Source organism: Hymenobacter montanus, from assembly GCF_014699115.1.
In the GTDB taxonomy this organism is placed as follows: Bacteria; Bacteroidota; Bacteroidia; order Cytophagales; family Hymenobacteraceae; genus Hymenobacter; species Hymenobacter montanus.
The window spans coordinates 58,858-84,666 of the sequence record NZ_JACXAD010000001.1 but is presented as its reverse complement, the minus strand read 5'-3'; the positions used below and the strand labels follow the sequence as shown (position 1 = coordinate 84,666).

19 protein-coding genes are annotated in these 25,809 nt (G+C 57.8%); 7 read left to right on the top strand and 12 right to left on the bottom strand.

What is annotated here, in order from left to right; translation table 11 throughout:
* The first annotated feature begins 129 nt into the window (after positions 1 to 129).
* The gene (locus IC235_RS00295) at positions 130 to 1,257 is read left to right on the top strand and encodes a chorismate mutase (RefSeq protein ID WP_191003160.1); all 1,128 of its coding nucleotides are present in this window, start codon (positions 130 to 132) and stop codon (positions 1,255 to 1,257) included.
* A gap of 16 nt (positions 1,258 to 1,273) precedes the next feature.
* On the opposite strand, the gene IC235_RS00290 is transcribed toward IC235_RS00295, so the two are convergent.
* The gene (locus IC235_RS00290) at positions 1,274 to 1,696 is read right to left on the bottom strand and encodes a hypothetical protein (protein WP_191003159.1); all 423 of its coding nucleotides are present in this window, start codon (positions 1,694 to 1,696) and stop codon (positions 1,274 to 1,276) included.
* A gap of 611 nt (positions 1,697 to 2,307) precedes the next feature.
* On the opposite strand from IC235_RS00290, the gene aroB reads away from it, so the two are divergent.
* Together aroB and IC235_RS00280 are read left to right on the top strand one after the other, a co-directional pair.
* Entirely contained in the window at positions 2,308 to 3,348 is a 1,041-nt protein-coding gene (aroB, locus tag IC235_RS00285) for a 3-dehydroquinate synthase (protein WP_191003158.1), read from the top strand.
* An 82-nt stretch (positions 3,349 to 3,430) separates the two neighbouring features.
* Complete coding sequence (locus tag IC235_RS00280) at positions 3,431 to 4,672, top strand: 3-phosphoshikimate 1-carboxyvinyltransferase (RefSeq protein WP_191003157.1); 1,242 nt, start codon at positions 3,431 to 3,433, stop codon at positions 4,670 to 4,672.
* Here the strand turns inward: IC235_RS00280 and IC235_RS00275 are convergent.
* The 9 genes from IC235_RS00275 to IC235_RS00235 form a co-directional block, all read right to left on the bottom strand.
* Positions 4,653 to 5,450 carry an ABC transporter substrate-binding protein gene (locus IC235_RS00275; RefSeq protein WP_317173501.1) on the bottom strand — a complete coding sequence of 266 codons (798 nt, stop codon included), beginning with the start codon at positions 5,448 to 5,450 and terminating at the stop codon, positions 4,653 to 4,655. The genes IC235_RS00280 and IC235_RS00275 overlap by 20 nt on opposite strands.
* A 1,024-nt stretch (positions 5,451 to 6,474) precedes the next feature.
* Positions 6,475 to 6,936, bottom strand: coding sequence for a hypothetical protein (locus IC235_RS00270; protein ID WP_191003156.1), 462 nt, complete (start codon positions 6,934 to 6,936; stop codon positions 6,475 to 6,477).
* 24 nt (positions 6,937 to 6,960) lie between these two features.
* On the bottom strand, positions 6,961 to 7,848 hold the full coding sequence (locus IC235_RS00265) for an RHS repeat-associated core domain-containing protein (RefSeq protein WP_191003155.1): 888 nt from the start codon (positions 7,846 to 7,848) through the stop codon (positions 6,961 to 6,963).
* A 9-nt stretch (positions 7,849 to 7,857) separates the two neighbouring features.
* On the bottom strand, positions 7,858 to 9,036 hold the full coding sequence (locus IC235_RS00260) for a hypothetical protein (protein ID WP_191003154.1): 1,179 nt from the start codon (positions 9,034 to 9,036) through the stop codon (positions 7,858 to 7,860).
* Between the two features lie 10 nt (positions 9,037 to 9,046).
* Entirely contained in the window at positions 9,047 to 10,291 is a 1,245-nt protein-coding gene (locus IC235_RS00255) for a hypothetical protein (protein ID WP_191003153.1), read from the bottom strand.
* A gap of 183 nt (positions 10,292 to 10,474) precedes the next feature.
* Positions 10,475 to 11,545, bottom strand: coding sequence for a M42 family metallopeptidase (locus IC235_RS00250; protein ID WP_191003152.1), 1,071 nt, complete (start codon positions 11,543 to 11,545; stop codon positions 10,475 to 10,477).
* Between the two features lie 118 nt (positions 11,546 to 11,663).
* Positions 11,664 to 13,232, bottom strand: a complete 1,569-nt coding sequence (locus IC235_RS00245; RefSeq protein ID WP_191003151.1) for an acyl-CoA carboxylase subunit beta — start codon at positions 13,230 to 13,232, stop codon at positions 11,664 to 11,666.
* 302 nt (positions 13,233 to 13,534) lie between these two features.
* A complete protein-coding gene (locus IC235_RS00240) occupies positions 13,535 to 17,155 on the bottom strand; it encodes an ABC transporter permease/M1 family aminopeptidase (RefSeq protein ID WP_191003150.1) in 3,621 nt (1,206 codons plus the stop codon).
* Positions 17,152 to 18,081, bottom strand: coding sequence for an ABC transporter ATP-binding protein (locus IC235_RS00235; protein ID WP_191003149.1), 930 nt, complete (start codon positions 18,079 to 18,081; stop codon positions 17,152 to 17,154). Before IC235_RS00235 ends, IC235_RS00240 begins: the two co-directional genes overlap by 4 nt.
* Positions 18,082 to 18,346: 265 nt before the next feature.
* On the opposite strand from IC235_RS00235, the gene IC235_RS00230 reads away from it, so the two are divergent.
* Positions 18,347 to 19,372, top strand: coding sequence for a sensor histidine kinase (locus IC235_RS00230; RefSeq protein WP_191003148.1), 1,026 nt, complete (start codon positions 18,347 to 18,349; stop codon positions 19,370 to 19,372).
* Positions 19,341 to 20,069 (top strand): LytR/AlgR family response regulator transcription factor, encoded by a 729-nt coding sequence (locus IC235_RS00225; RefSeq protein WP_191003147.1) that lies wholly within the window; start codon positions 19,341 to 19,343, stop codon positions 20,067 to 20,069. Before IC235_RS00230 ends, IC235_RS00225 begins: the two co-directional genes overlap by 32 nt.
* A gap of 114 nt (positions 20,070 to 20,183) precedes the next feature.
* On the opposite strand, the gene IC235_RS00220 is transcribed toward IC235_RS00225, so the two are convergent.
* Complete coding sequence (locus IC235_RS00220; protein ID WP_191003146.1) at positions 20,184 to 22,790, bottom strand: ATP-dependent Clp protease ATP-binding subunit; 2,607 nt, start codon at positions 22,788 to 22,790, stop codon at positions 20,184 to 20,186.
* Positions 22,791 to 22,964: 174 nt separating this feature from the next.
* Complete coding sequence (locus IC235_RS00215) at positions 22,965 to 23,639, bottom strand: WbqC family protein (RefSeq protein ID WP_191003145.1); 675 nt, start codon at positions 23,637 to 23,639, stop codon at positions 22,965 to 22,967.
* A 91-nt stretch (positions 23,640 to 23,730) separates the two neighbouring features.
* Between IC235_RS00215 and IC235_RS00210 the strand changes: the two genes are divergently transcribed.
* Positions 23,731 to 24,603 carry a hypothetical protein gene (locus tag IC235_RS00210; RefSeq protein ID WP_191003144.1) on the top strand — a complete coding sequence of 291 codons (873 nt, stop codon included), beginning with the start codon at positions 23,731 to 23,733 and terminating at the stop codon, positions 24,601 to 24,603.
* Positions 24,600 to 25,520, top strand: a complete 921-nt coding sequence (locus tag IC235_RS00205; protein ID WP_223846992.1) for a lysophospholipid acyltransferase family protein — start codon at positions 24,600 to 24,602, stop codon at positions 25,518 to 25,520. Before IC235_RS00210 ends, IC235_RS00205 begins: the two co-directional genes overlap by 4 nt.
* Positions 25,521 to 25,809: the final 289 nt, after the last annotated feature.

Sequence of the window (25,809 nt, the reverse complement as noted above, 5' to 3'; positions counted from 1 at the left end):
GGAATTAGGGCGCGAAGCCAGCGGCAGGCGAAGGTAACCGGTAAACAACGTTCCGTGGAAACGAGTTACGTTTGCCCAGCTTTTCGGCGCCGCCGGAAACCGGTGCTCACTTGTCCGTTACCCTGTAAGATGGTCCTCCCTACTGATACGTTCTTCACCCGGCTGCTGGCGCAGAAAGGCCAGCCGCTGCTCATTGCCGGTCCGTGCTCGGCCGAAACCGAAGAGCAGGTGCTGGCCACCGCCCACGGCTTGAAAGCCCTGGGTTCAATCGACTTGTTTCGGGCCGGGATCTGGAAGCCTCGCACCCGGCCGGGCTCGTTCGAAGGCATGGGCGCCGCGGCGCTGCCCTGGCTGCAGCGCGTGAAGGCCGAAACCAGTATTCCCACGACTATCGAAGTGGCCAACCCGCGCCACGTCGAAGAAGCGCTGCGCCACGGCATCGACGTGCTCTGGATTGGGGCCCGCACCACCGTCAACCCCTTTGCGGTGCAGGAGCTGGCCGATGCGCTGGCCGGTACCGGCGTGCCCGTGATGGTGAAAAACCCCGTGAACCCCGACGTGGCCCTGTGGGCCGGCGCCCTGGAGCGCCTGGAGCGGGCCGGGATTACCGATCTGGCGGCTATCCACCGCGGCTTCAGCACGTTCGCGCCCAGCCGCTACCGCAACGCGCCCACCTGGATGCTGCCCATCGAGCTGAAAACGCGCTTCCCGCACATTCCCCTCATCTGCGACCCCAGCCACATCGGGGGGCGGCGCGACCTGCTGCTGCCCATCGCGCAAAAAGCCCTGGATCTGGACTACGATGGCCTCATGATTGAAACCCATCCCGACCCCGACCACGCCCTGAGCGATGCCGAACAGCAAGTGACGCCCCAGCGCCTCGGCGAAATTCTGAGCGAGCTGCAATACCGCTACCGCTCTTCTAATAACGCCGACTACCTCAACAAAGCCGAGGAGCTGCGCCACAAGATGGACGTGGCCGACCGCGAGATTGTGGAAGCCCTGGCTCGCCGCATGGCCTTGGTAGAAGAGCTGGCCGAGTACAAGAAGGAGAACAACGTCAAAATCCTGCAGCTCGACCGCTGGCAGGAAATCTTTAACACCCGCACCGACTGGGCCAGCAAGCTCAAGGTGAACGACAAGTTCGTAGCCGAGCTCTACAAGCTGATTCACATCGAAAGCATCCGCAAGCAGACCGAGGTGCTCAACGGTCGCCCCCAAGTAGACGGCGCGACGCATCTGGGGCCGGGACTATAGCCCGGCTCCGGGTGCGCTACGGCAGCCGCTCGTACGTGTCGATGGATGTGTCGGAAATGCAACCGCCACCCTCGGCCCGGTAGTCTAGCACCAACGTTCGGCCGTCGATGGTTGCGACTACTTGGTGGATCACGCCGCTGGTGCCCGCCAAACGGAGTATCGGAACCTGAGTGGTACTGCCGCATTCAACTGGACCAGTAGTCTTAGTGTAAGTGCCTTCCGAGATTATGCGGCCGTCTTTGCAGAACGAGAAGTTCTTACCCGTGAAGGTGACGCTCTCGTCGGGCCTAGACATGGGCAGGCAATAGCATTCCCGGTTGGTGAGCTTCCAGGTGCCGATGAGGCCCGTTGGGCTGACGGAGGTATCTTTTTTACAGCTTACCAGGCTTATTGAAACGAAGAGCGGCAGCAGAAAAGAGCGTAATGGGTGGTGCTTCATCAGAAGAGGGGGGTAAATTGATGGTAGAAGCGACTAAGGAAGCCGGACGTAGGTGTCACGCGGAGCATCGCAGGCAACGCCTCGATCTAATATTAGTTGGGTACTAGTCAGCGTGTAGGCGACACTGTGCGGCGCGGTATTGGTGCCAGTATAGGCGAAGGTTAAGCCCGGGACCGGCGAAGACCCGCACGGGGTAGCCGTACCAAAGGTGTAAGTGCCACTGGACGTTAACAGGCCGTCTCGGTAGAAAGCAAAACCGGAAGCAGTGAATATGACCATCTCGTTGGGTGTGGGACTGGGCAGGCATTCGCATTCCCGGCTCGTAAGCCTCCAGGTACCGATGAGGCTGCTTGAGGCTGGGCATTCAGTGACCTTAGGAGCCTTGACCTCCTTTTTACAACTGGCTAAGCCAACGGTGCCGATTGAGAAAAGCAGTGCGGAAAATTGAAAAAAGCGTTTCATTGAAGTTGGTAAGTCAAAAATGGAAGGTCAGGAAGCCAAGCGAATCATGTAAAAAGAATCTCCCGTTTGTGCTTTGGTGACTGGTCGCGGCGCGTAATAGTTGCGCGTAAAAAGCAGGATGGGCGGTTTTTTATGCTGACTTTTGCCCCATGCATACTTCCGTTGTCATCGGTCCCGAAGCCCTGCCGGCGCTGGCCGAACTGCTGGCTCGGCCGGCCGTGAGCCAAGTATTTGTGTTAGTTGATGGGAACACGGCCCGCCAGTGCCTGCCCTTGCTGGAAAAGCACTTGCCGACCAGCTATCAGCTCATTGAGATTCCGGCCGGCGAAGGATATAAGACCCTGGCCAGTTGCGATACCGTGTGGTGCCAGCTCACCGAACAGCGCGCCGACCGCCACGCGGTGCTGGTGAATCTGGGTGGGGGCGTGGTCACGGATTTGGGCGGTTTTGCGGCGGCCCTCTACAAGCGCGGGATCCGCTTTGTGCAGGTACCCACTACGTTGCTGGCGCAGGTCGATGCCAGCGTGGGCGGCAAAACCGGGGTCGACTTTCAAGGGTATAAAAACCAGTTGGGCGTGTTTCAGGCCCCGGCTGCCGTGTTTATCGAGCCGCAGTTTTTGCAAACCCTGGACCCGCGCCAGCTAAAGTCAGGCTATGCCGAGGTGCTTAAGCACTGGCTCATTGCCGATGCGGCAGCCTTCGCCCAGCACCGCCGCCTGGGATGGCTCACCGATAACTGGACGCCTATTATCCGCGAGTCGGTGGCCCTGAAGGAGCGGATCGTCAGCCAGGACCCCCTGGAGAATGGTCCCCGCAAGCTCCTCAATTTTGGCCACACGGTAGGCCACGCCCTCGAAAGCTATCTGCTCACCCAGCCTGGGCGCGAGGCCCTGCACGGCGAGGCCGTGGCGGCTGGTTTGGTGTGTGAAAGCTGGCTGTCGGTCCAGCGCGGGTTGCTGAGCCCCGAGGAGTTAGACAAAATCGAAACCTTCGTGTTGTCAGTATTTGATAAGCTGGCGTTCGTGGGGCTGGAAACCGCCGCTATTGCTGAATTCGCGCTGCAGGACAAGAAAAACGCGGGCGCCACCATCCAGTGCACCCTGCTGCAGGGCATTGGCAACGGGGTTTTTGACCAGCCCGTGACCCTGGCGGAAATAGCCGAATCGTTGCGCTATTACCACCGACTGTAGTCGCCGGGTCGGCCCGCGTGGGCCAGTTCTTCTCGCAAGAAAAATTCATTTCGGCGCCGGTTGAAGCCGGTGCTCCCACTCTATGCACTTATCCTGGCCCGGCGGGCCGCTGCGCGGTACCGCCCAACTACCGGCTTCCAAAAGCGAAGCCAATCGCGCCCTCATTCTGCAAGCGCTGGCGGGCGGGGGCACCGTCAGTAATTTGTCGGATGCTCACGACACCCAGCTTATGCGCCGCCTGCTGGCCGCGGCACCGAGCACTGCGGTGCTCGATGCGGAAGATGCCGGCACCGTGATGCGCTTCCTCACTGCCTACCTGGCTATTACGGGCTGGCGGGGCCAACTCACGGGCACCGCCCGCATGCAGGAGCGCCCCATTGCCGTGCTCGTGAGTGCGTTGCGGCAGGCGGGGGCCCGCATTACCTATCTGAAAAAGGAGGGCTTTCCGCCGCTGGAGTTCGCGGGCCTTATCGCAGCCGACACCGGAGGCCCCGGCGAAACGGAAATGCGCGGCGACATCAGCAGCCAGTACATTTCGGCCCTGCTGATGCTGAGCCCATACCAGCCCGGTGGCCTGCGCCTGCGCCTCACTGGCCCCGTCGGCTCCCGCCCGTACATCGACATGACCCTGGCGCTGATGCGGCGGTTTGGCGCCGATTGGATGGTTGAGGGCGACACCATCCGGGTAGGGCCAACTCCGTACCAGCCCACCGACTACACGGTGGAGGCGGACTGGTCGGCCGCCAGCTATTGGTATTCGCTGGTGGCGTTGGCACCGGCGGGCTCGGAGATTACTTTGCCGGGCTTGCGCGAGCAGTCGCTGCAAGGCGACCAGGCCATTGGGAGCCTCATGGCGCATTTTGGGGTGCAAACAACCTTCTTGCCCGACGGCATTCATCTCCGGCAGGTACCGCTCCCGGCTGATAATGAGCAATTATTCTTCGATTTCACCAACTGCCCGGACTTAGCCCAAACCGTGGCCGTGGTAGCGGCTACCCTGGCTATTCCGGTTGAAATGACCGGGCTGGAAAGCTTGCGCATCAAGGAAACGGACCGGATTGCTGCCCTGCAAACCGAGCTGGCTAAGTTTGGCGGCAACTTGCGGGAAGTGGGCGCGGGCCGTTTCCGAGTGGAATCAACGGGTTTCACCGTGGACAAGCAAATGGTCGACACGTATCACGACCACCGCATGGCCATGGCGTTCGCACCCCTGGCCCTACGCGGGCCGCTTACTATTGCCGCCCCGCTGGTGGTGAAAAAATCGTACCCGCGGTTCTGGAAAGAATTGGCTCAAGCCGGCTTTACTACCCGCGAAGCTGAGTGAGGTAGGCCGCTGACTTACGCAGCCGGCTGCCGTACCAGCTGAACAGCTCTCCATCAACAACTTGAATGGTTGCCGCCGGGCATAGGGCTTGAAATTCAGCCTGGTGCTTGGCACCGAACGGGTACGGCTCCGACGACAGCAGAATGTGCTGGGGCGCGGCGGCGGCTAACTGCCCGGCGGTTATTTCCGGGTACCGATGGTGGTCGGCGAAGGCATTCACGAACCCGGCGCGCTGCAATAAGTCATTGATAAAAGTGCCGGTCGCGGCGACCATGTAGGGTTTTCGCCAAATAAAGTAAGCGGCTGAGCGCCCTGGTCCGTTACCCGGAAGCGCGGCAAACGAGGCGTCAATTTCCTGGGCCAGCGTTTCGGCGGCTTCCTTTTTACCCGTAATAAAGCCCACGCGCCGAATCATGTTCAGGGCGGTTGGCAGGTCGCTAATGTCGCTGAGCCAGACCGGGTAGGTAGCCGCTAACTGCTCGATTCCGGCCTGGTAGTTTTCTTCCTTGTTGCCAAGAATTAAATCCGGCTGCAGGCCAGCTATTTTCTCGAAGTCAAACTGCTTGGTCCCGCCGACGACCGTAGCTTGCGCGCGAGCTTCGGCCGGATGAATGCAAAACTTGGTGACGCCCACTACCTTTTCGGCCAGTCCTAAATCGAACAGGAGCTCCGTTTGCGACGGCACCAGGGAAACAATCCGCTGGGGCGGAAACGGCACCGCTACCTGCCGGCCCATTTGGTCGGTAACGGTAAGAGGCAGGGATAGGGGAGAGCGCACGGAATGACCCCACCTTTCAGGCGGAGCGTCAGGGAATAACAATCGTTATTGGGGAGGCGTTGGTAGCGTTGCCCGCGTGGCAATGTGCTCGTTCATTGACGTTAGTGGGCCTTTTTAGTAGTTTAGGGTTAAATTCAAGGACAGCTTTACTTACAAAGACAACGTCCTTTCAAGTTGTCAGCAGTAAACAAGTCCCTAATACCACGCTCTTTCTCTAACGAGACAAAAGTCCCGTAGTAATTATATGAAACGTTGAAGTCAGCGTTTTGAGACTTTATAGCATACTTCCCCCCAAAGCGTGAGTGTAAAGTGAGAGGATAAGTGCCATTGACCTTTAGCGGGGTACAGTTTACGCCTTTCTGATTCAAGGAAACAATCTTGAATATTGAATCATTGCGAGTGACGTATATCAAAAACAGGTTCTTAACAGAATCGATTCTGGTAACCGTGTAGCCAGTTGGCGGCTTTTCAGACGGACGAGCTTTGATAGGTGCCGCCTGACCACATATGTGCTGCAAGGGTACTAGTATAGCACTAAGAGCGATGAACAGGTATGAGTGAAAGGCTTGCATGTATTTTATGGTATGTTCTGTACTATTCGCATTTTGCCGCTTGCATCTTTTACTTCGTAAATTTGACGGGTATCCGGACCATAATCGGGTACGACATTTTCGACTTGGTCATAAATGGCGCCACCTGTTTAGGTGGGGATATTATCATGGGCTGCCTAATAAAAGCAATTGTTTGCATTGAATTAATTGATAAACCATATTTGATAATTTTTTAAATCATAAAATTTTCCTTGGTTTAAGGATCATCACGATAGTGGTAGCGTTTTTGGGCGTATGCTACCCGTATGTAGCTCCGTATTTAAACTAAATCAGGAATCTTATTTCAAACAAATTTCTGATTATCAGCAAATAGCAACTCTATTAAAAGTTTGATCCAAAAGTTAATCGGCTGATCCTTTTACCTGTTTATCTCCGTTAATTGCGGTTCTCTGTGCCTCAATTATAAGCCTCATCTACTTTGGTGGTAACTCATCCTGATTGGCTAGGTATTCTCTATGCTCTATTATGTCAAATAAGCTTTCTGCCAGTTGCTTTTGTTCGTTAAAAGTGAAGCTTTTGGGATACTGAGATAGGAAGTTGCCCAAAAGAGTAAGGAGGCGGCCAGATGTAATGGAACCGGGGAAGATTAGCTTATTCCGATACCGGAATACTACATTATAACCAGCATGAGCACTTTGAATGCCAAATTTGTATATAGCGACACCGGGCACAGATGATTTAGTAACCAAGTCAACCTGATACATCGCGTTGTACTCGTCAGCTTGGGATGATTGCTTAGTAGCGACTAAGTAGTTAAAAAGCTCCCTTTTAATATTCGTTTTGCTCGTAATTAATACGGTACGGTCAGTTTGTGCGAAGGCGTGACCACCCGGCAGTAGAGTAAGTATAAAAATAAAGGTTCTTTTGCCAATCATATTAGCTGTCTAAAAAATGTTTAATTAATGTTGAGCTGCTTTCTTATCTTCAAATTGATTAATAATAGCATCTCTAATCATGTTTGGCCCTGATTCTATATCGTTTTTTGCTCCGTTTTTCGAATTTTGCTGTTGCATATTCACATTCTCCTGGTTGGTCGCGTGCTCAATTTCGTGACCGGAAGTACCTGCAAAAACGCCTTCACGGTGATACCCTGCTGCATCAGCAGTTTTATTGACAGACTTTTCGTAAATAGTAATCGTAGCTGCCTCGGCTTTGAATTTCCCATCTTTTCCCTCAGAAATCTTAGTCAGCACTGTTCCCCCTCTTTGTGGCTTACCATTCGTGCCCATTTTATCTTCTTGGCTAACCTTTAGCGTCACTTTCACATCAGAGGAAATCAACTTATCTAATTGCTCTGTACCAATACCACCAGCATTTAGCAGAGCGTTTCCAATTCGCAGTGTTGCCTTGGAGGCGTTGGCTGAAAACGAAATTTTTCCTGATTCAGCATCCCTGGAATAGGTAACAGGTTTTCCATCCGTACCTACAATTTCCCTTCCGTCAGGGTCTTTGTAACGAATCGGGTTATTGTCAACATAGACATAAGGGCTAAGGAAGAGGTACTTCTCCGCCAAGGGGTCGGGGCTAAACCAACGACTGGTGACTTCGGGCCGGACCCGACCGACCAGTGAATCACCAGGCAGCAGGTAGGCAATGCGGCGCAGGCGGGTGTTATAGACAACTGAGCCAATGCGCCGCAGGCTGTCATTGGCGAAAAATTCGGGGTAGCGTCCCCCGCTCAACGTCGCCACCTTGATTTTGAGCCCAAACCGCTCGAACGGCTGTTGGGCTTGGACGGTGTGGCAGAGGCCCAGGGCCAGCGGCAAAACAGCGTAAACAGGACGCATAGTAAGGACTTAGTGCTTGCGTTGGTATTTTCCCTTTTCATCCAGCACCGAATGTAACCAGTCGGCATACATCTGCGCGGGCATTTCGCGGTAACCCGTCTCAAAGATGCGAGTATAAGCGGTTTCCATTGCGGCAAAGGCAGCGCGGGCGTCAGCCGCGTTGGTTTGGCGCTCAAACTCTCCCCGAAGCGTTTCGGCTTGTAGCAACTGCGCGTTGATGTATTGGGGGAAATGGTGCAGGGCCAGGGCCGTGCATTTGCGGACGAACGCGGCGCTGCTGTCAGACGATACTTTCCGCTCGTAGCCTTTGGCCAGGTCCACGAGACAGAGCACAACATTTTGCTTGGCACTGAGCGTGTCCATATAGATGCCGCTGACAATGGTTTCCTTGCTGACGTAGCCCGAGGCCATCAGCCACCCGTCCGTCGGGAAGGTGTAGCTGGTCAGCTCCGTATTGTAAAACCCATCTTTCTGGTCGCGCTGCTTCAAATAAATGTGGTTGGGGGCCAGACTAAGCCAGGTTTGCGCGCCGGTTTCGTCAGCCAGTATCTTATAGAGGTAAGGCAACGAGTGGCAGTTACCCGAATGCGTCACGAGCAACTTGCTGACAAACATTTTGGCCCAGTTACGGTCCCCGTCAAAATCCTCAAAATCGTAGCGATAAGGAAGTAAGCGTAGCCCTTTGCCTACGGTAATGGTATCCTTCATCAAGCGGAAAATGGCCGCGTTGCGGGCCACGTTCTCTCGGTCGTCCTCGTTATAGAGAAAAAAAGGGTCATTGTTTGCTTTTAAGACGCGGCAGACTTGCGCCAGCGCGGAAATATGCTGACTAAATTCCGCATAGCTCAGCCTATCATCAAAATACGCATTCTCTGTCAGAAACACGGCTCGCTTGAAGCTGAGCGGGTATGTTCCGCTGAGCATCTTAGCCAACTCCTGATACGTCCGCTCGTACAGGTCACTGATAACCTGGTCACGGGTTGGGGCTACTCGTGCCGGTGGGATAACCACAGCTAGGCGTTGGGCCGGGACTTGAGCCGGCACGGAGGCAACCGGAGCAGGAACTGACCGGGGATGATAGGCGGGGGTGCGCAATGCCAGCGGCTCGATGGGCACCAGCGACCGGCGCGTGCAAGCCCCGGCCGCCAACAGCAGGAGCAACCCAAGCAAGGATAAAGGATGCTTCATAGCGAAGGGACTACCTAGCAGCGGGTTTTAGAAAGCCGGCCGCAGCCTGTAAACTTTCCTGTCGGTGTTGCTCATCCTGCGCGGAATTGAGCCAGCGGGCGTACTGTTCCGGAGGAATTTCCTCATAGCCGATTGCCGCTAGGCCCTGATTAGACCGAACGACTTCGGCCCACAGTGGCTTGAGGGAGGGGAGTTGCATAGCCTGTTCTTTGGTCGGACTGCCGGCCTTTTTATAGGCGCGGGCAAACCGGGTGAGAGCGGCGTTATGCAGAATAATGTGGGCCTGAACGCTTTGAGGATAATATTTTAAGGCCAGCTTCGCGCATTTTTCGGTGAAAGCATCCTCGCCGTAGTAGTGAGCGTATCCTTGCGCCAGGTCCGTTACTTGGTAGGCTAGGGTTTGGCGGGAGGTGAGCGTATCCATGTAGGCGCGTGTTTTCAGGGCAGCCGTTTTCACGTAGCCCGACGTCATGTAAAAGGCATCCGTGGTGAAGTGTCCATTAGTCGTTTCGTAGCTGTACAACTGCCCATCCGGCCCCACCACCTGAATGTACGAGTGGTTGGGAGCCATGCTAAGATTGGATTTTACGCCCAACTGGTCGGCCAGCATCTTATAGAGCAGTGGCATGGAGTGGCATTGCCCGGTGCCGGTGTGCAGCAACTTGCTCACAAATTGCTTGGTATAGTCGTTTTTGCCCCGAAAATCCACGAAATCATAGCGGTACGGTAGGTGCTTCGATACCACCTTGCCGGCATAGCTGACCCGCACGGTATCGGTCATGAGCTGTTGTAAGGCCACAAAACGGGCCGCCGGGCTATCCTTCGCGCCGGCCAGCCCCTGACACATGTGCACCAGTTCGTCCATTCTGGCCTTGAAGGCGGAGTAATTCAGTTTATTGTTCGAGTACGTGTTCTCCACGATGAACACGGCCAACGGCAGGTTTGCCTGGCGCCGCCCGTCCAGCATCTCAGCCAACGCATCGTAGGCGGCCCCGTAGAGCACCTTGTTACTGGCTTCAAAGTGGGCGTTAAATTCGGCTTGTTCGCGGCGCTGGCGCTCGATTTTGACAAAATCCTCCCTCGCTTCCTCAATGAGCTGGTTGCCTTGGGCTTGTTGCGCATTGTAGCGGTCCACCTCATCCATGTTTGCCTGATTCTGAGCGCGCATACGGGCCTGCTGGTCGTCGGCCAAATTGCCCAGGGAGGGCAGGCGTGGCCCTTGCGGCTTGGGCACCCCCAAGTCAGAGTTGGGCATTTGCCATGTCTGCGCGGACGCACCGGTGACTAGGCTCAGTATGAGCAACAAACAGACAAGGGGAGGCGGCGGGCAGCGCATTCAGGACGGGTTAAGCCCAACAAAAATAAGATATTTTATATTCTTATCCTATGCCTTTCCGTTTAGAGTGATTTTGTGTTCTGTTGTTACGAAAAAGACCGCTTATGAGAAGTACCGGAAGTCGTGGCCGTCTTCAATTCGCAGCAGCGTTTCGTAGATCAGCCGGATCACGTTTTCCACGTCGTCCTTGTGTACCGTTTCCACGGTGGTGTGCATGTACTTCAGCGGCAGCGAGATAAGGGCTGAGGCCACGCCCGCGTTGGAATAGGCGAAGGCGTCGGTGTCGGTGCCGGTAGCGCGGGTGGCGGCGGCGCGCTGGAAGGCAATGTCGTGCTGCTTGGCCGTGTCAATAATCAAGTCGCGCAAGTTGTTCTGCACAGCGGGCCCATAGGTAATTACCGGGCCTTTGCCGCAGTGAATGTCGCCGGAAGTTTTCTTCTCGTACATCGGCGACTGCGTGTCGTGGGTCACGTCGGTGATGATGGCCACGTTGGGCTGGATGCGGTGGGCAATCATCTCGGCGCCGCGCAGCCCGATTTCTTCCTGCACCGAGTTGACGATATAGAGGCCGAAGGGCAGGGGCTTGCCTCCTTCTTTCAGCCGGCGGGCTACTTCGGCAATCATGAAGCCGCCCACGCGGTTGTCGAGGGCGCGGCCCACGTAAAACTTCTCATTCAGCACCGTAAACTCGTCCTCGAACGTAACGACGGAGCCCACGTGCACGCCCAGCTCGGCTACTTCCTCGGCGCTGCTGGCCCCGCAGTCCAGAAACACGGTTTCAATGGTCGGCGCCTTGTCTTGCTCCGTTTTGCGCACGTGAATGGCGGGCCAGCCAAAGACAGCCTTCACAATGCCTTTCTCGCCGAAAATGTTAACGCGCTTGCTGGGCGCGACCAGGGGGTCGGAGCCGCCGTTGCGCCGCAGGTACAGATAGCCTTCCTTGGTGATGTAGTTTACGAAATAAGAAATCTCATCGGCGTGGGCTTCGATGACAACTTTGTACTTCGCCTGGGGGTTAACCACGCCGACCACCGTGCCATAGGTATCCACGAAATGCTCGTCGATGTAGGGCTTGAGGTATTCCAGCCACAGCTGCTGGCCTTCTTTTTCGAAGCCGGTGGGCGAGGGGTTATTGAGGTAGGTTTGAAGGAATTCGAACGATTCAGGACGCATAGTAGAAGGCCATTCTGAGCGCAGCGGAAACGCTTATCACGTCGGGGCTGCCGGATGTGGGGAACCTCACGAAAGCCGCTGCGATAAGATGCTGCTTTCGTCGGAATAATAAGCAACGTTACAGGGGAATATTTCCGTGCTTTTTGCGCGGTAAAACGTCCACTTTATTCTCCAGCATCTTGAAGGCGCGGATCAGCTTCTGCCGGGTCTGCGAGGGCAGAATTACTTCATCAACAAAGCCCCGGTGCGCGGCCCGATATGGCGTGGCGAACTTCTGCTGGTACTCGTCGACCTTCTCCTGCAGCTTGGCGGCGGGGTCGGCCGCGGCCGCGATTTCGCGCTTGAAGATGATTTCGGCGGCCCCTTTGGCGCCCATCACGGCGATTTCGGCGGTGGGCCAGGCGTAGTTCAGGTCGGCCCCGATGTGCTTGGAGTTCATCACGTCGTAAGCACCGCCGTAGGCCTTGCGGGTGATGACGGTAATGCGCGGCACGGTAGCCTCGCAAAAGGCGTAGAGCAGCTTGGCGCCGTTGGTAATGATGCCGCGCCACTCCTGGTCGGTGCCGGGCAGAAAGCCCGGTACGTCCTCCAGTACGAGGAGCGGAATGTTAAAGGAATCGCAGAAACGCACGAAGCGGGCCGCTTTGGTGCTGGCGTTGATGTCGAGCACCCCGGCCAGTACGGCGGGCTGGTTGCCCACGATGCCGATGCTGCGGCCAGCCAGCCGGGCAAAGCCCACGACGATGTTCTCGGCGAAGTTCTGGTGAACTTCGAGAAACGAATCGGCGTCGATGATGCCTTCGATGACCTCGCGGATGTCGTAGGGCTGGTTGGCGTTATCGGGAATCAGCTGGTCGAGCGCGGGGCGGCTTTCGTCGTCGTTGCTCTCGTAGGGTTGCGCGGGGGCAGTTTCCTCACAGTTTTGCGGCATGTAGCTCAGCAGCTGCTTGAGGTGGGTGATGCAGGCTACCTCGTTGGCGCAGCTGAAGTGCGTAACCCCGCTCTTGGCCGAGTGCGTGCTGGCCCCGCCGAGTTCCTCGCTGGTAACTTCTTCGTGAGTTACGGTCTTCACCACGTTCGGGCCGGTCACGAACATGTAGCTGGTGTGCTCCACCATCAGAATGAAGTCGGTGATGGCGGGCGAATACACGGCGCCGCCCGCGCACGGCCCCATGATGGCCGACAACTGCGGGACTACGCCCGAGGCCAGCGTGTTCTTGTAGAAGATGTCGGCGTAGCCGCCCAGGCTCACCACGCCTTCCTGAATGCGGGCCCCGCCGGAGTCGTTCAGCCCGACAACCGGGGCGCCGTTCTTCATCGCCAGGTCCATGATTTTCACGATCTTTTCGGCGTGCGTTTCGCTGAGCGAGCCCCCGAAGACGGTGAAGTCCTGCGAGAAAATGTACACCAGGCGGCCATTCACGGTGCCGTAGCCCGTCACCACCCCGTCGCCGAGGTAGTGCTCTTTGTCGAGGCCGAAATCTTTGGCCCGGTGCATCACAAACTTGCCAATCTCTTCGAACGAGCCTTCGTCCAGCAACAAGTCAATCCGTTCGCGGGCCGTGAGCTTGCCTTTTTGGTGCTGAGCGTCGATGCGGGCTTGCCCCCCGCCGAGTAAGGCTTCTTCGTTTTTGCGGGCCAGCAGTTCGTTTTTTGAAAGAGGGGAATTAGCGTGCGGATCGGGCATGGAGTGAGGGAAGCGCCGGATGATGAGGAGCGCGAGGATGGGAAGTCAAAGGTAGGTTACGAGCGAATTATCGGCGCATTCCCAAATGCCTCACCTCCGGCCCCCGTTCGCTTGAGGCGCGAAGCCGCAGGAGAGGGGAGCCAGACGACCCCGGTTTGCTTCAGGCGCGACGCCCCAGACGGTGGGTCCGGCGAGCCTTATTTTCCCAAAGCCCGCATGTAGCGCGACTTCGCTAAATCCGGGCAGCTGCTACGAATAGCGATGGTTGTATCCCCTTGCCAGAGGGCCTGTACCTACTCGGTTTAATTTCTTGGCTGCACCACTTTGTAGTTATCAATTGTATTCCAATCAACTAGCAACTGGTGTGGATCAAAGCCAACTTTAGCGGGCTTGTCAGGTACCGTCAACAAGAGCGTCTGCTTGCCGGATTTGATTAGGTGCTTTTGCAGATAGAGCGGCTTGCCGATCTGCTCGCCCTCCTCGGCGGGGGCGAAGACTCCGATTTCCACCCAATCCTTCATCGGTCGTTTCGTCTCGGTGCCGGCGCTATCCACTGCCAGCTTGTTCGCTCGCAGGGTGAGCGACACCTGCCAGGCGCCGTCTTTGAGCTGTTGGGCGGTGGCGGTTTCCGTCGTCAGGTCCCAAAAGGTGTTGGCTTTAAAGAGGTCGTGCAGCAGCGGTTGGAGCGAGTCCGGCGTTGCCGTTTGCAGCTCCCGGTAAAGATCCAGCGAAGTAGGCCGGGGGAGCGTCGTGGGGCGGTGGTTCGCCAGCAAATTCCGGAGCGCCCCGTTTACGCGGTCCCGGCCCACGTATTGGCTCAGCGCGTACAGCGCCCGGGGCCCTTTGCGGTACATCTGGTACCAGTCGGTGGCTTGCAGCAGCGGTAAGGCGGCGCGGGTGCGCGGGGTTTCATTTTCTTCCCGCAGGAAGCTCAGGAGCCGCCGCAGGTGCTCCGAGCCGTATTTATCCTCAACGACGCCCATGGCCGAGTACCAGGCTAGGCTTTCGGTAATCAGGCCCGCGCCCTCTACATCGGCTGGTTTGAGCTGGTTGCCCCACCACTGGTGCGCCACCTCGTGGGCCACCACGGCCGTCACCAGATCAAAGCCCCGCGGATCAGCCTTCGGGTTCAGCAGGAAAAAGCCCTCTTCGGTCGTAATATCGATGGGCGCGGCGTGGTTGCCGAAGTCGTAGCCGGGATGGGCCACGAAGCGCAGCTGCCGGTGCGGGTAGGGGCCAAACTGCTTGGTGTAATAGTCCAGCGAAGCCTGGGCACTCCGAACCATCCGCGTGGGGTTTTCCAGCAGCCCCGGGGGGTAGAAAATCTGGATGGCAACCTCCTGCTCCGGGCCGGCCGACGGGTTGCGCCATTTCCCTTCCCGCACCGCGTAGTTGGCCGAGAAAAAGGAATATTCGTTGCGGATGGGCGCATCCGTGGCGTAATGGAAGTAGCGGCGGCCGGCTTGGGTCCAGGTCCGGCGCAAGGTGCCCGGGGCCACCACCTGCTGGTCGACATCCGTGCCCACGATGGCCGCAAAGCGGATCTGCTCGGAGAACGGGGCATACCGACGGGCGGCCACGTCGTAGAGCGAGGCCGTGGCGGGCCGGGGGGGCAGGCCATACGCTTTGCGGGCGCCGGCCTCATCCAGCTCGCGGTAGGGCTGGTACCCGATGGCGGGCAGCCACTCCATATTCCGGAAGCTGGTGCCGTTTCCCAGCACCTGCGCGTCGGCTCCGCGGTTGGAAAAGCCCTGCGCCTGATACCTTACCTGAAAGCTCAGGCGTAGCGAATCGCTGGGGTGGAGGGGTTTGGCCAGGGCGTAAATGCGGTGGCCAAGCTCCTCGTCCACGAGCACTGCCTTCGCTGGCTGGTTAAAGCTAACCCCGGTGGTTGCAACGCCCACCCCCGTCGCCAGATGAACCGAGTCGATGGTCACCCCACTGTTATTCACCAGCAGGTAAGCGCCTTGGATTGCCACCCTCCGCTGCTTGGGATACATTTCTACCCGGAGGCTTACGGCGGTCAGCAGGGGCTGGGGCACGTTCAGGTATTGGCGGAAGCGCTGCTCGTAGGCAGCCCGCCGCGCCTTGACGGCAGCGGCGCTGGTATAGTCATGCAGCACGTTGGTGTTGTAGAAAATAAAACCGCCGGCCCCCAAAATACTTCCTATTGCTATCGCCGACACCAGGGCCACAGAACCCGTGAAGCGCCGACGAGCCAGTTGAAGCCGGGCGGCGAAACCTGCTTCCCGGCCCCGCACCCAGAAAAGCGTCGCTACCACCCCTAACAACAGCGCCCACGCTGCCCAGTAGCCTTTAAACCACAGCCAGGGCGCCAGCGTAGGCCCAAAGCCGGCCATGGCGGTATACGTCCAGCGCGGGCTGGCGGAAAAGACGAGCAGCTTATGCTCAATGCCCAGGGTAGCCGCGAAGGCAATGCCCCCGTAGGCCAGCAGCGCCACCAGATGGCCCACAAACTTCTGATTCACGAGCACGTGCACGGCGAGGGCCAGCAGGGCCAGGAGCAGGCACTCGACTAATTGCAGCCCGAACAGTACCTGCCCGTACAGTCCGAGCTCAGCCCGGGCCCCTCCCAAGCCCGCCTGTGCCGCCAAGCCGGCCATCATCAGGAGGGCCAGCCATACCACCAGCACCAAGCCCAGCGCCAGAAAGCGGCTCAGGAAGAGCACCCATTCCGGCACCGGCGCCGCGTTGGCAATCTCGCTCAGCCCGGTTTCCCGCTCCCGCCACACCAGCTCCCCGGCATAGAAAATCGTGAGCAGGGCCATGATGACCCAGAAGGGCTCCGGCTGTGTCAGGGAAGCGGTCAGAAAATCCAGGACGAAGTCGGTTCGGGGCAGCAACGGCACGCCGCGGCCCTTCAGGTTCCCGGGTACGGCCAAGCCCACCACCAGGGCCAGGACGGCCAGCAGGGGAAGGCCCGCCCGGCTTTTGGCGAGCTGCCAAAACGCCTGCCAGCTGATCAGACGCAACTGGTGCAGCTGCGTGGCAAAGCCATACGTTCCCCTGACCTGCGGCAGCGCCGCCCCGGTTCCCCGATTCAGCCTTTCCGGGGCCGCTACGGCTGGTGTTGGCCGTTTGCCCGGCTTCTGTTTCTGGCCGGTTTCGGGTAAAACGAGCTGAAAACGGACATAGGTAAACGCCAGCAGGCCCAGCGAGATGCCCAGCCACAGGAGGCGGTTGGTGAGAAAGGAGCCCTCCAGTAGAAACAGGCGCGTGTTCTTCTCCAGCGGGCTCCAGTCATTGGACATATGGTTCAGAACTGGGCCAAAACTCATCGGATCGGCCAACTTGCCCCATTCCCCCGCATTCGGCAGCACCTGCCAGACCAGGTAAGCCACCACGAACAGGGCCGCTCCTCCCAGATAGCTTCCCATGGCCCGGCGGCTAAGTGCTGCCAGCGAGAATTGAATGGCCGTCGCGTAAAAGGCGTTGGGCAGCACGATAAAGAAAAAGGCCGTAAGGTAGGCCGCCACCCGGAACGGACCCAGAATATCGGCCTCTACTCCCGCAACGTACATGGCCAGCAGCAGGCCCGCCGGAATAGCGAGCAGAATGAGGGCATTGAGGGCGAAGGCGGCCAGCAGCCGCCCGCCCAGGTAGGCGGCTTTGCTGGTGGGGGCGGTGTAGGTAAGCGAATGCATACGGGTCTGCACATCGCGCGCAGCCGCGTCGCCCGCCACCGATGCTCCTATCACCAACCACTTAACGCAGCAGATAGCCGCGACAGTCGCAATGACGATGGGCGCATTGACTAGAAAATAGCCGTCCCGCGCATCATCGGCATAGTTGCCAACGACTATCAGAAAAGCGAGCCCCAGGATAACCGCGAAGTAGAGCCAGGTAGTGGGCCGGTGAAGCTGGTACCGGAATTCCAGCGCAAAAATCCCTTGGAGCTTCATAGCACTATCCCCTCTGCTTTCTGCTGCTGACTGGTCTGGCCGAAGCAGCCCGTCATGGTACTGAAATAGGCATCCTCCAGGTCCGGCTCCACCGGTTCAAACCCGTTGCCGGGCCTTTCGGGGCTGTAAACCCGCACCATGGTGCGGCCACTCAACAGCTTGGCCGAAATGACCTGGTGCTCCCGTTCCAGCGCCGGCAGGGCATTTTTATCGGTCAGCTTGCGCCAGATCCGGCCCTTGAGCGCGGCAACCGCTGCCAGGGGCTGGGCTTCCAGCAAAATCTGGCCCTTGTTGATGATGGCCATGTTGGTGCACAGCTCAGCCACATCTTCCACAATGTGCGTGGAAAGGATGACCACGCTGTTTTCCCCTAACTCGCTCAGCAGGTTGAGGAAGCGCACGCGCTCGGCCGGGTCCAGGCCCGCCGTGGGCTCGTCTACGATCAACAGCCTGGGGTTGCCCAGTAAGGCCACTGCCACGCCAAAGCGTTGCCGCATGCCGCCGGAGTAACCGCCCAGCTTCTGCTTGCGCTTATCCCACAGATTCGTTTGTTTGAGCAGGGCCTCGGTGGTTGCCCGACGCAGCGTCCGGTTGGTAATCCCTTTCAGCACCGCGAAGTAGTCGAGCAGCTCCTCCGCACTGGCTTTGGGGTAAACGCCGAACTCCTGCGGCAGGTAGCCCAGCGTCTGGCGCACCGCTTCCTTCTGGTTCACCACATCGAGGTCTCCTAGAAATAGCTGCCCTTCATCGGGCTCCTGCAGCGTGGCCAGCGTGCGCATGAGGGTTGATTTACCCGCGCCGTTAGGGCCTAGTAGCCCATACATGCCAGGCGGAATATCCAGCGATATATTATTCAGGGCCTGCACGCCATTCGCATATCTTTTAGAGACGTTGCGGATGGTCAGGCCAAAGGGATGATTTCCCATCTTAATCTGGTTTGCTTCGGTTACTCTTTTAACACGAGGAAAGCGAAGCACCTGGGCCGGTCCTTGCTTTCTCTATTTCAGTACGAAGCAATTGCTACCCCATCGGAAGGCAAAAAGTGATATGCTACTGCGGCGAAGTAATCGACCAACTAGGGCTTTGCTTCCGCCAAAGCACTTGCAGGCTCCTTTTCACCTCTTGTAGATTGGAATTACCAGCTGGTCGAGAAGGTAGTCCGGGTATGCCTGGAAGGAACAACTTTGTTCCATGGACCGAATCAAAAAAATCTTCCGGCTGACTCACTTACTCGTCTGGGTCTTGTTCACCTTGTTGGTAGGCGGGCAACTGAGCAGTGAGGGCGATATCCACTGGCTTAGCACAACCACGGCATTTGTAGGGACCTGTTTATACGTCTTCTACACTCACTTTTACCTGTTGACCCGCTATGCCGGTAAGAGAAGGGGAGGGGGCTATTTCCTCCGACTGGCGGGAATCGTGTTGACCGGGCCTTTGCCCTTTTCATTCTTCCACCACAAGAAGCTGGATTTTGAGCACTACAGTATCCACCTAATCACCACGGTACCCATCTTTCTCTTCCTGAGCTGGCTGGCCCGGGTCACCGAGAATCTGGTTATTAATACAATCAGGAAAGAGCAGCTGGAGAAGCAGGCCGTGGAGGCAGAATTATATTATTTGAAATCCCAGATCAACCCGCACTTCTTGTTCAATACCCTCAACAACATCCACACGCTGGTTTATAAACAGGCGCCCGCCGCACCGGAGGCGGTCATGCAGCTGGCCTCTTTGATGCGCTATATGATTTATGAGTCGAATGCCTCCACGGTGCCGCTGGCAAGGGAGATAGACTATTTGCGGGATTATGTGAGTTTGCAGCAGCTCCGGTACAAGAACAGTCCGGTGGTCGACCTCCAGATAAACGGGGAGGCCGACTCCTGCTACATTGCGCCCTTGCTGTTCATCCACCTACTGGAAAACGCCTATAAACACAGCCCCGCGCGGTTGGAACCAGGCGACCTGAAGGTAAGGGTGGAGGTAAAAGAAGAGAGCCTGGCCTTTAGCGTGCAAAATCCAATAGCAAAAAGAACGGCTAATACGCTGGAAGAACCAGGGGGTATTGGTCTGCCCAACGTCCGGAAAAGGCTGTCGCTGTTATATCCTGACCAGCATACGCTGACCATTCAAAACACGGGCGAAACCTTTACCGTCATTCTTGCCATCCACGGTCTTCATTCACCGGATCATGAAAGAAAAGCTCACCTGCTATATCATTGAGGACGAGCATCTGGCCCAGGAAATACTGGAAGAATACATCCGAAAAGTTTCTTTTCTGGAGTTGAAAGGGTCCTACGTGAGTCCCTTGGAGGCCGCCGGTCCGTTGCAGGAAGACAACCCCGACCTGTTGTTTCTGGACATCAACATGCCGGATCTGGATGGGCTAAGTTTCATCCCGATGCTGAATCCCAAGCCAATGATTATCCTGACTACGGCCTATGATCAGTATGCGCTGAAGGCGTATGAGTTGGAGGTGAAAGACTACCTGTTAAAGCCCTTTACGTTCGAAAGGTTTTATAAAGGAGTTTTACGCTTGTACCAGGAACAAAGCCCGCGACATATCCCGGAGAAAAAGGAAGAAAAAGCTAAAACCAAAAATGAGCCGGAGTATATTTTCCTAAAGGTGGGCCACCGCATCCAAAAAGTAGCTATCCGCAATATTCTCTTTGTGGAGGGTATGAAAGACTATTTACGCATTCATACCACCGAAGAGAAGATTATGACGCTGTTGAACTTCGCCAAACTGGAAGAGCTGCTGCCCGCCCAGGATTTTGTTCGCGTGCACCGGTCCTTTCTGGTCGCCATTAACAAAATCGACCACATCGAGAAGAACCGGATTCAGATTGCCGACCAAATCATCCCCATCAGTGATACCTATGCCGAAGCTTTTTATAAAATGCTGAAGGGCTTTCAGTAGGGTGATTTGATAATGGAGTCTTTTTAACTCTATCCACTCTAAACAAAAAAGCCGGCCCTTCGCAAGGGCCGGCTTCTGTTACCTGGCTAAGCTATAGCTACGGCTGTGACCCGCTTACTTTTTCGAGTCCGCGTCGGGTGCTTCCGGCGTTTCGGCCGGCCGCTCGTCGCTCGCGAGGTTCTGAGCTTCGCCGCTTTTGCTGACGGCAAAAATCAGCTCTTCCTTGCCTTCCTCATAGTCGGCCGTGATGACGTCGCCGTGCACCACCTGCGCTTTGAGGATTTCCTCCGCAATCGGGTCTTCGATGTACTTCTGGATGGCGCGGTTCAGGGGGCGAGCACCGTATTTGGGGTCGTAGCCTTTTTCCGCCACAAAATCCTTGGCCTTTTCGGTCAGCTCGACCCGGTAGCCCAGCGCCTGCACCCGCGAGAGGAGCTTGCCGAGGCTAATGTCGATGATTCGGTGAATGTCTTTTTTGTCCAGCGAGTTGAAGACGATGACGTCATCCAGGCGGTTGAGGAATTCGGGCGAGAAGGTCTTCTTCAGGGCGTTGGTAATGGTGCCCTTGGTCAGCTCGTCCATATTCTCCTGCCGGGCCTTGGTGCCAAAGCCGATGCCGGCGCCAAAGTCCTGCAGGTCACGGGCCCCGATGTTCGAGGTCATGATAATGATGGTGTTGCGGAAGTCCACCTTGCGGCCGAGGCCATCGGTCAGGATGCCGTCGTCGAGCACTTGCAGCAGCAGGTTGTACACGTCCGGGTGTGCCTTCTCAATTTCGTCGAGCAGGATTACCGAGTAAGGCTTGCGGCGGATTTTCTCCGTCAGCTGGCCGCCTTCTTCGTAGCCCACGTAGCCGGGAGGCGCGCCGACCAGGCGCGAAACGCTGAACTTCTCCATGTATTCCGACATGTCGACGCGCACCAGCGCGTCTTCCTTGTCGAACAAGTACGTCGCCAGCACCTTGGCCAGCTCGGTTTTACCCACACCCGTGGGGCCGAGGAACACGAACGAGCCAATCGGCTTCTTAGGGTCCTTCAAGCCAACCCGCGTGCGCTGGATAGCTTTCACGAGCTGTTTGATGGCCTTGTCCTGGCCAATCACCTTGCCTTGCAGCTCGTCGTTCATGTTGAGGAGCTTCTGGCTCTCATTCTGAGCCACGCGCGAAACGGGGATGCCGGTCATCATGGCGATAACCTCGGCCACGTTTTCCTCTTTCACCGTGTAGCGCTTCTTCTTGGTTTCCTCTTCCCAGCTCTTTTTAGCCGATTCGAGCTGGTCGAGCAGCTTCTTCTCGGTGTCGCGGAGCTTGGCAGCCTCTTCGTATTTCTGCGATTTCACCACCCGGTTTTTCTCGCCCTTGATGTTCTCAATCTGCTCCTCGAGCGCGAGAATGTCCTCGGGCACCACGATGTTGTTGATGTGCACGCGGGCCCCGGCTTCGTCGAGAATGTCGATGGCCTTGTCAGGCAGGAACCGGTCGCTCATGTAGCGGTCGCTCAGCATCACGCACTGCTCAATGGCCTTGTCGGTGTACACCACGTGGTGGTGGTCCTGGTACTTGTCCTTGATGTTGTGCAGGATCTCGATGGTCTCCTCGGGCGTGGTGGGGTCCACCATCACCATTTGGAAACGACGCGCTAAGGCGCCGTCTTTCTCGATGTACTGGCGGTACTCATCCAGCGTGGTGGCGCCGATGCATTGAATCTCGCCCCGGGCCAGCGCCGGCTTAAACATGTTCGACGCGTCGAGCGAGCCCGAAGCGCCCCCGGCGCCCACGATGGTGTGCAGCTCATCAATGAACAGAATCACGTCGGGCGACTTCTCCAGCTCATTCATCACGGCCTTCATGCGCTCCTCAAACTGGCCGCGGTACTTGGTGCCGGCCACCAGCGAAGCTAGGTCGAGGGTTACCACGCGCTTGTTGAACAGCACGCGGCTCACCTTCTTCTGGATGATGCGCAGGGCCAGGCCTTCGGCAATGGCGGTTTTGCCCACGCCGGGCTCCCCGATCAGAATGGGGTTGTTCTTTTTGCGGCGGCTTAGGATCTGGGCCACGCGCTCAATCTCTTTCTCGCGGCCCACGATGGGGTCCAGCTTGTCGTCTTCGGCAAGCTTGGTGAGGTCGCGGCCAAAGTTATCGAGCACCGGAGTGCGCGATTTCTCGCCCGGCTTCTTGGTGGCCGAGCTACCGGCGCTGCCCCGGCCGCCCGGACCCGAGGAGCCAAACAGCTTGTCGTTGTCGTCATCGTCGGTATCGGGGCCGGCTTTGGGGCTCGGCGACGCGTTGCCATGGTAGTCCAGCGAATCGCGCACAGTTTCGTAGTTCACGTTAAACTTGGAAAGAATTTGAGAAGATATGTTGTCTTCGTCCCGCAGGATAGACAACAGCAGGTGTTCGGTACCGATGATTTCGGACTTAAAGATTTTAGCTTCCAGATAGGTTATTTTCAGCACCTTCTCCGTCTGCTTGGTAAGCGGAATCGAGCCGGTGATGCTGGTGCCCTGATTGGCGGTGTTGCGGGTAGCCTGCTCCAGCGAGAACTTCAGCTCATCAATGGATACGCCCAGCTTACGCAGCAGGCCCAGGGCGGTGCCTTCCGCCTCGCGAATCATGCCCAGGAGCAGGTGCTCGGTACCGATGTAGTCGTGACCGAGACGGATGGCCTCTTCCCGACTGAGGGAGATGACCTCTTTGACGCGGTTTGAGAATTTAGCTTCCATGCCAATAAACGTAGTGAAAAATCAGATAGCCCCGCGTCGGGAGAATACACGAATAACGGGTTGGGCCGAGGTAGCTTGAAAACAAGCTGATTCGGGCGAAGGTTCGGGCCGGGAACGGCTCGTAAGTTAATTTAACGTCGGCTCCAAATTACGGATTGCGGTGTAAAATACCAGCTACCGTAAAAAAGCGCCGGCCGCGGGTCCCTGCGAGAACAAAAGATCCAGTACACTCAGCCCCGGCTCAAAACCTGGGCCAAACACCTGTGGGTACGGCCGCACCAGCGAATGGGCTGCCGGACTGTCAGGGTCGGCCGTCTTAGAGGCGGCTTTGGGTGTCAACCAGTCGCGTCGGTCCACGAGGGGCAGGCGCGTAGTAACAAGATCAGCATTGTCGAAAGAAGGTTGCGCGGAGTAGTCAGGAAGGTAAGAGGTGGTGAGATGAATGGGCAGGGTCAGTCGAAAGCAGCGCAGCAATAAGCGCAGAAATTGCAAGTTCAGGTCGAAGAGCAAGATAGGCTTACCTACGTAAATATCGTGCAGGTAGTCGGCGTAATACTCAAAATACGGGCTGTTGCCGTAGGCGGTTTGTAAGGTGCGCCAGTGGCGGTGAATCCAATTCTGCCGGTAGTCGATTTCGACGGCGGCGATGCTGACCTTTGCGGCCCGGTTGCCATCGATAACCGGCACGGTGAGGGGCTGCACGCCCTGGGCCGTGCGAATAAGGCAGCGGTTACGAAACGTTTGCTTGCGGTAGTGCTCGTGCGCTTCGAGCAGGATACCGTCGGCACGAAGCAGCTCGGCGAAAAGCGCGGCGGGCGGGTGGTAGTGCAGTTCGGTGAGTATGAGCACGGACGAAAATTAGGAGATGGGCAGCCGTTGATGACGCGAAGGTTGCACCGAAGCCCGCGGTGTACTTGCTTCAAGGGCTTACTTTTGCCTTATGCGCCGCTTCTTTTTCCTACTATTTGCTGCCTTCGCCTCACTCGCCGGGCGGGCCGGCACTCCCCAGATTTTGTTGGACGTGGCCCGCTTCCGCAACCTGAACCAGGTGCAGAAAGGCGCGGAAGTGGAAATTTACGTTACCGTGCCCACGCAGTCGTTGACTTACCGGCAGCGCGCGCCCCGGTCCTTCCAGTCGGCCGCCACCGTTACCCTGGACGTTCTCAAAGCCGACGGCCAGCCGGCCTACCACGAGGTGATCACGCTAAAGCCGCCCGTGCTCACCGACACGACCATTGCCATTAAGAATCCGCAAAGCTTTTTGAAAAGGATTCTGCTGCCGGATGGTAAGTACACCGTCCGCGCTACCGTGCGCGACCAGTACCGCAAGGCCAACGGCGAAGCCACCGTCGAGAAGCCCCTGGTGCTGGAAGCGCCTGCGGGCCCGTTTCTCGCCGACATCGTGCTGCTGGCTCAGCCCGCGGTTCGGAGCGGCGGCGCCGACAATTTTACCCGCGGGGGCTACCGCCTCACCCGGACCCCCGACAACGCCTACGCTCGGGGCGCCGACAACATCTTTTTCTACACCGAGCTCCACAATGCGCCCGCGGGCCAGCCCCTGCGCGTGCATTACCACCTAACCACTCCCGATGGCTCGGCGGCGGATGCCGATGCGGCCCTCACTCCCCAAAGCGGGCGACCCACCCCGGTCGTCGGCCAGCTTCCGCTGGGCCCGCTCCCGGAGGGACCGTTTACGCTGTTTGTGGAGGTTTATGGCGGGCCCAACACGAAAAAGCTGCTGGCGGGGCACCGGGCCATTGGCCAGCGCACCCCCGGCGAGTACGCCCCGGCCGGCGCGGCCCCGTCCCGATGAACAACGGAGTGAAAGGGTCGGCGCCCGGCGGCGGGCCGGCCTACGCCTGGTACTTCGAGCCGCTGCGCTGGCTGCTGCTGGGCGTGGCCCACTTACCGCTGACAGTGCTGTACGGGTTGGCCGGCGGTATTTACTTTCTGCTGGCCTACGTGCTGCGCTACCGCTGGCAGGTGGTGACGACCAACCTGAGCAATTCCTTTCCGGACAAATCGGCCACGGAGATTGAGCGCATCAGAAAAGGCTTTTACTGGCACTTTGCGCAGGTGGTGGTTGAGATTCTGAAGCTGGCGGCGATAAGGCCCGGAGAGTTGGCGCGGCGCCTGCACTTCACCAATCCCGAGCTGATGACGCGGCCCTTTGCCGAGCAGCGGCTGGTGCTGTCGCTGGGCTCGCACATGGGCAACTGGGAGTGGATTCTGGCCGGGGCGGCGCTGGAGTTCCCGGGCCGGGCGGCGGGCGTGTACAAGCCCCTGAGCAACCCGTTTTTTGAAAGCTTCATGCGGCGGCTGCGCACCCGGCTCGGAGCCGATGCCGTGCCCATGCTCGCGACGCTACGCTATCTGGTGGCGCACAAAGGGGAGGGCCGCACCCTCAGTTTGCTCACCGACCAGGCCGCGGGGCCTGAAGACCGGCCTTACTGGACCACCTTTCTGCACCAGGACACCAGCTTTTACACCAGTGCCGACCGGCTGGCGGCGCAGCTCGATTGCGCGGTGCTGTACGTAGGCATTCGCCGGGTGCGGCGCGGGCACTACGCAGTGACGTTCACCGAGCTGCCCGATGGCCGGGTCGCCGCCGCGGCCCCGGCCGGTAAATTTCCGGTAACCGAGGCATTCGCCCGGCAGCTGGAGCAGGATATGCGCACCTCGCCCGAGCAGTATTTGTGGACGCATCGTCGGTGGAAGCATAAAAGGTGAGGGCTATGTGCTCGTTACCCTGGTTATCGTCCGAGTCCTTCGACGTCCCAGCAGCTGGAATCCATCTCCGTGCACTACCTACCGAATAATTTCAGAATCATTTCCCCCGTATACCTGGCGTCTGGCTCCCCTCTCCTGAGGCTTCGCGCATGAAGCGAACTGGGGTCCGTCCCGTAGGGGTCACGTGAGGTTCCCCGGCCGCGCCATAGAAACAGCTCTTTGGATTACAGCAACGAGCGTGTATCAACTAAAAAGCCCCGACTCGGTACGCCGAATCGGGGCTTTTATA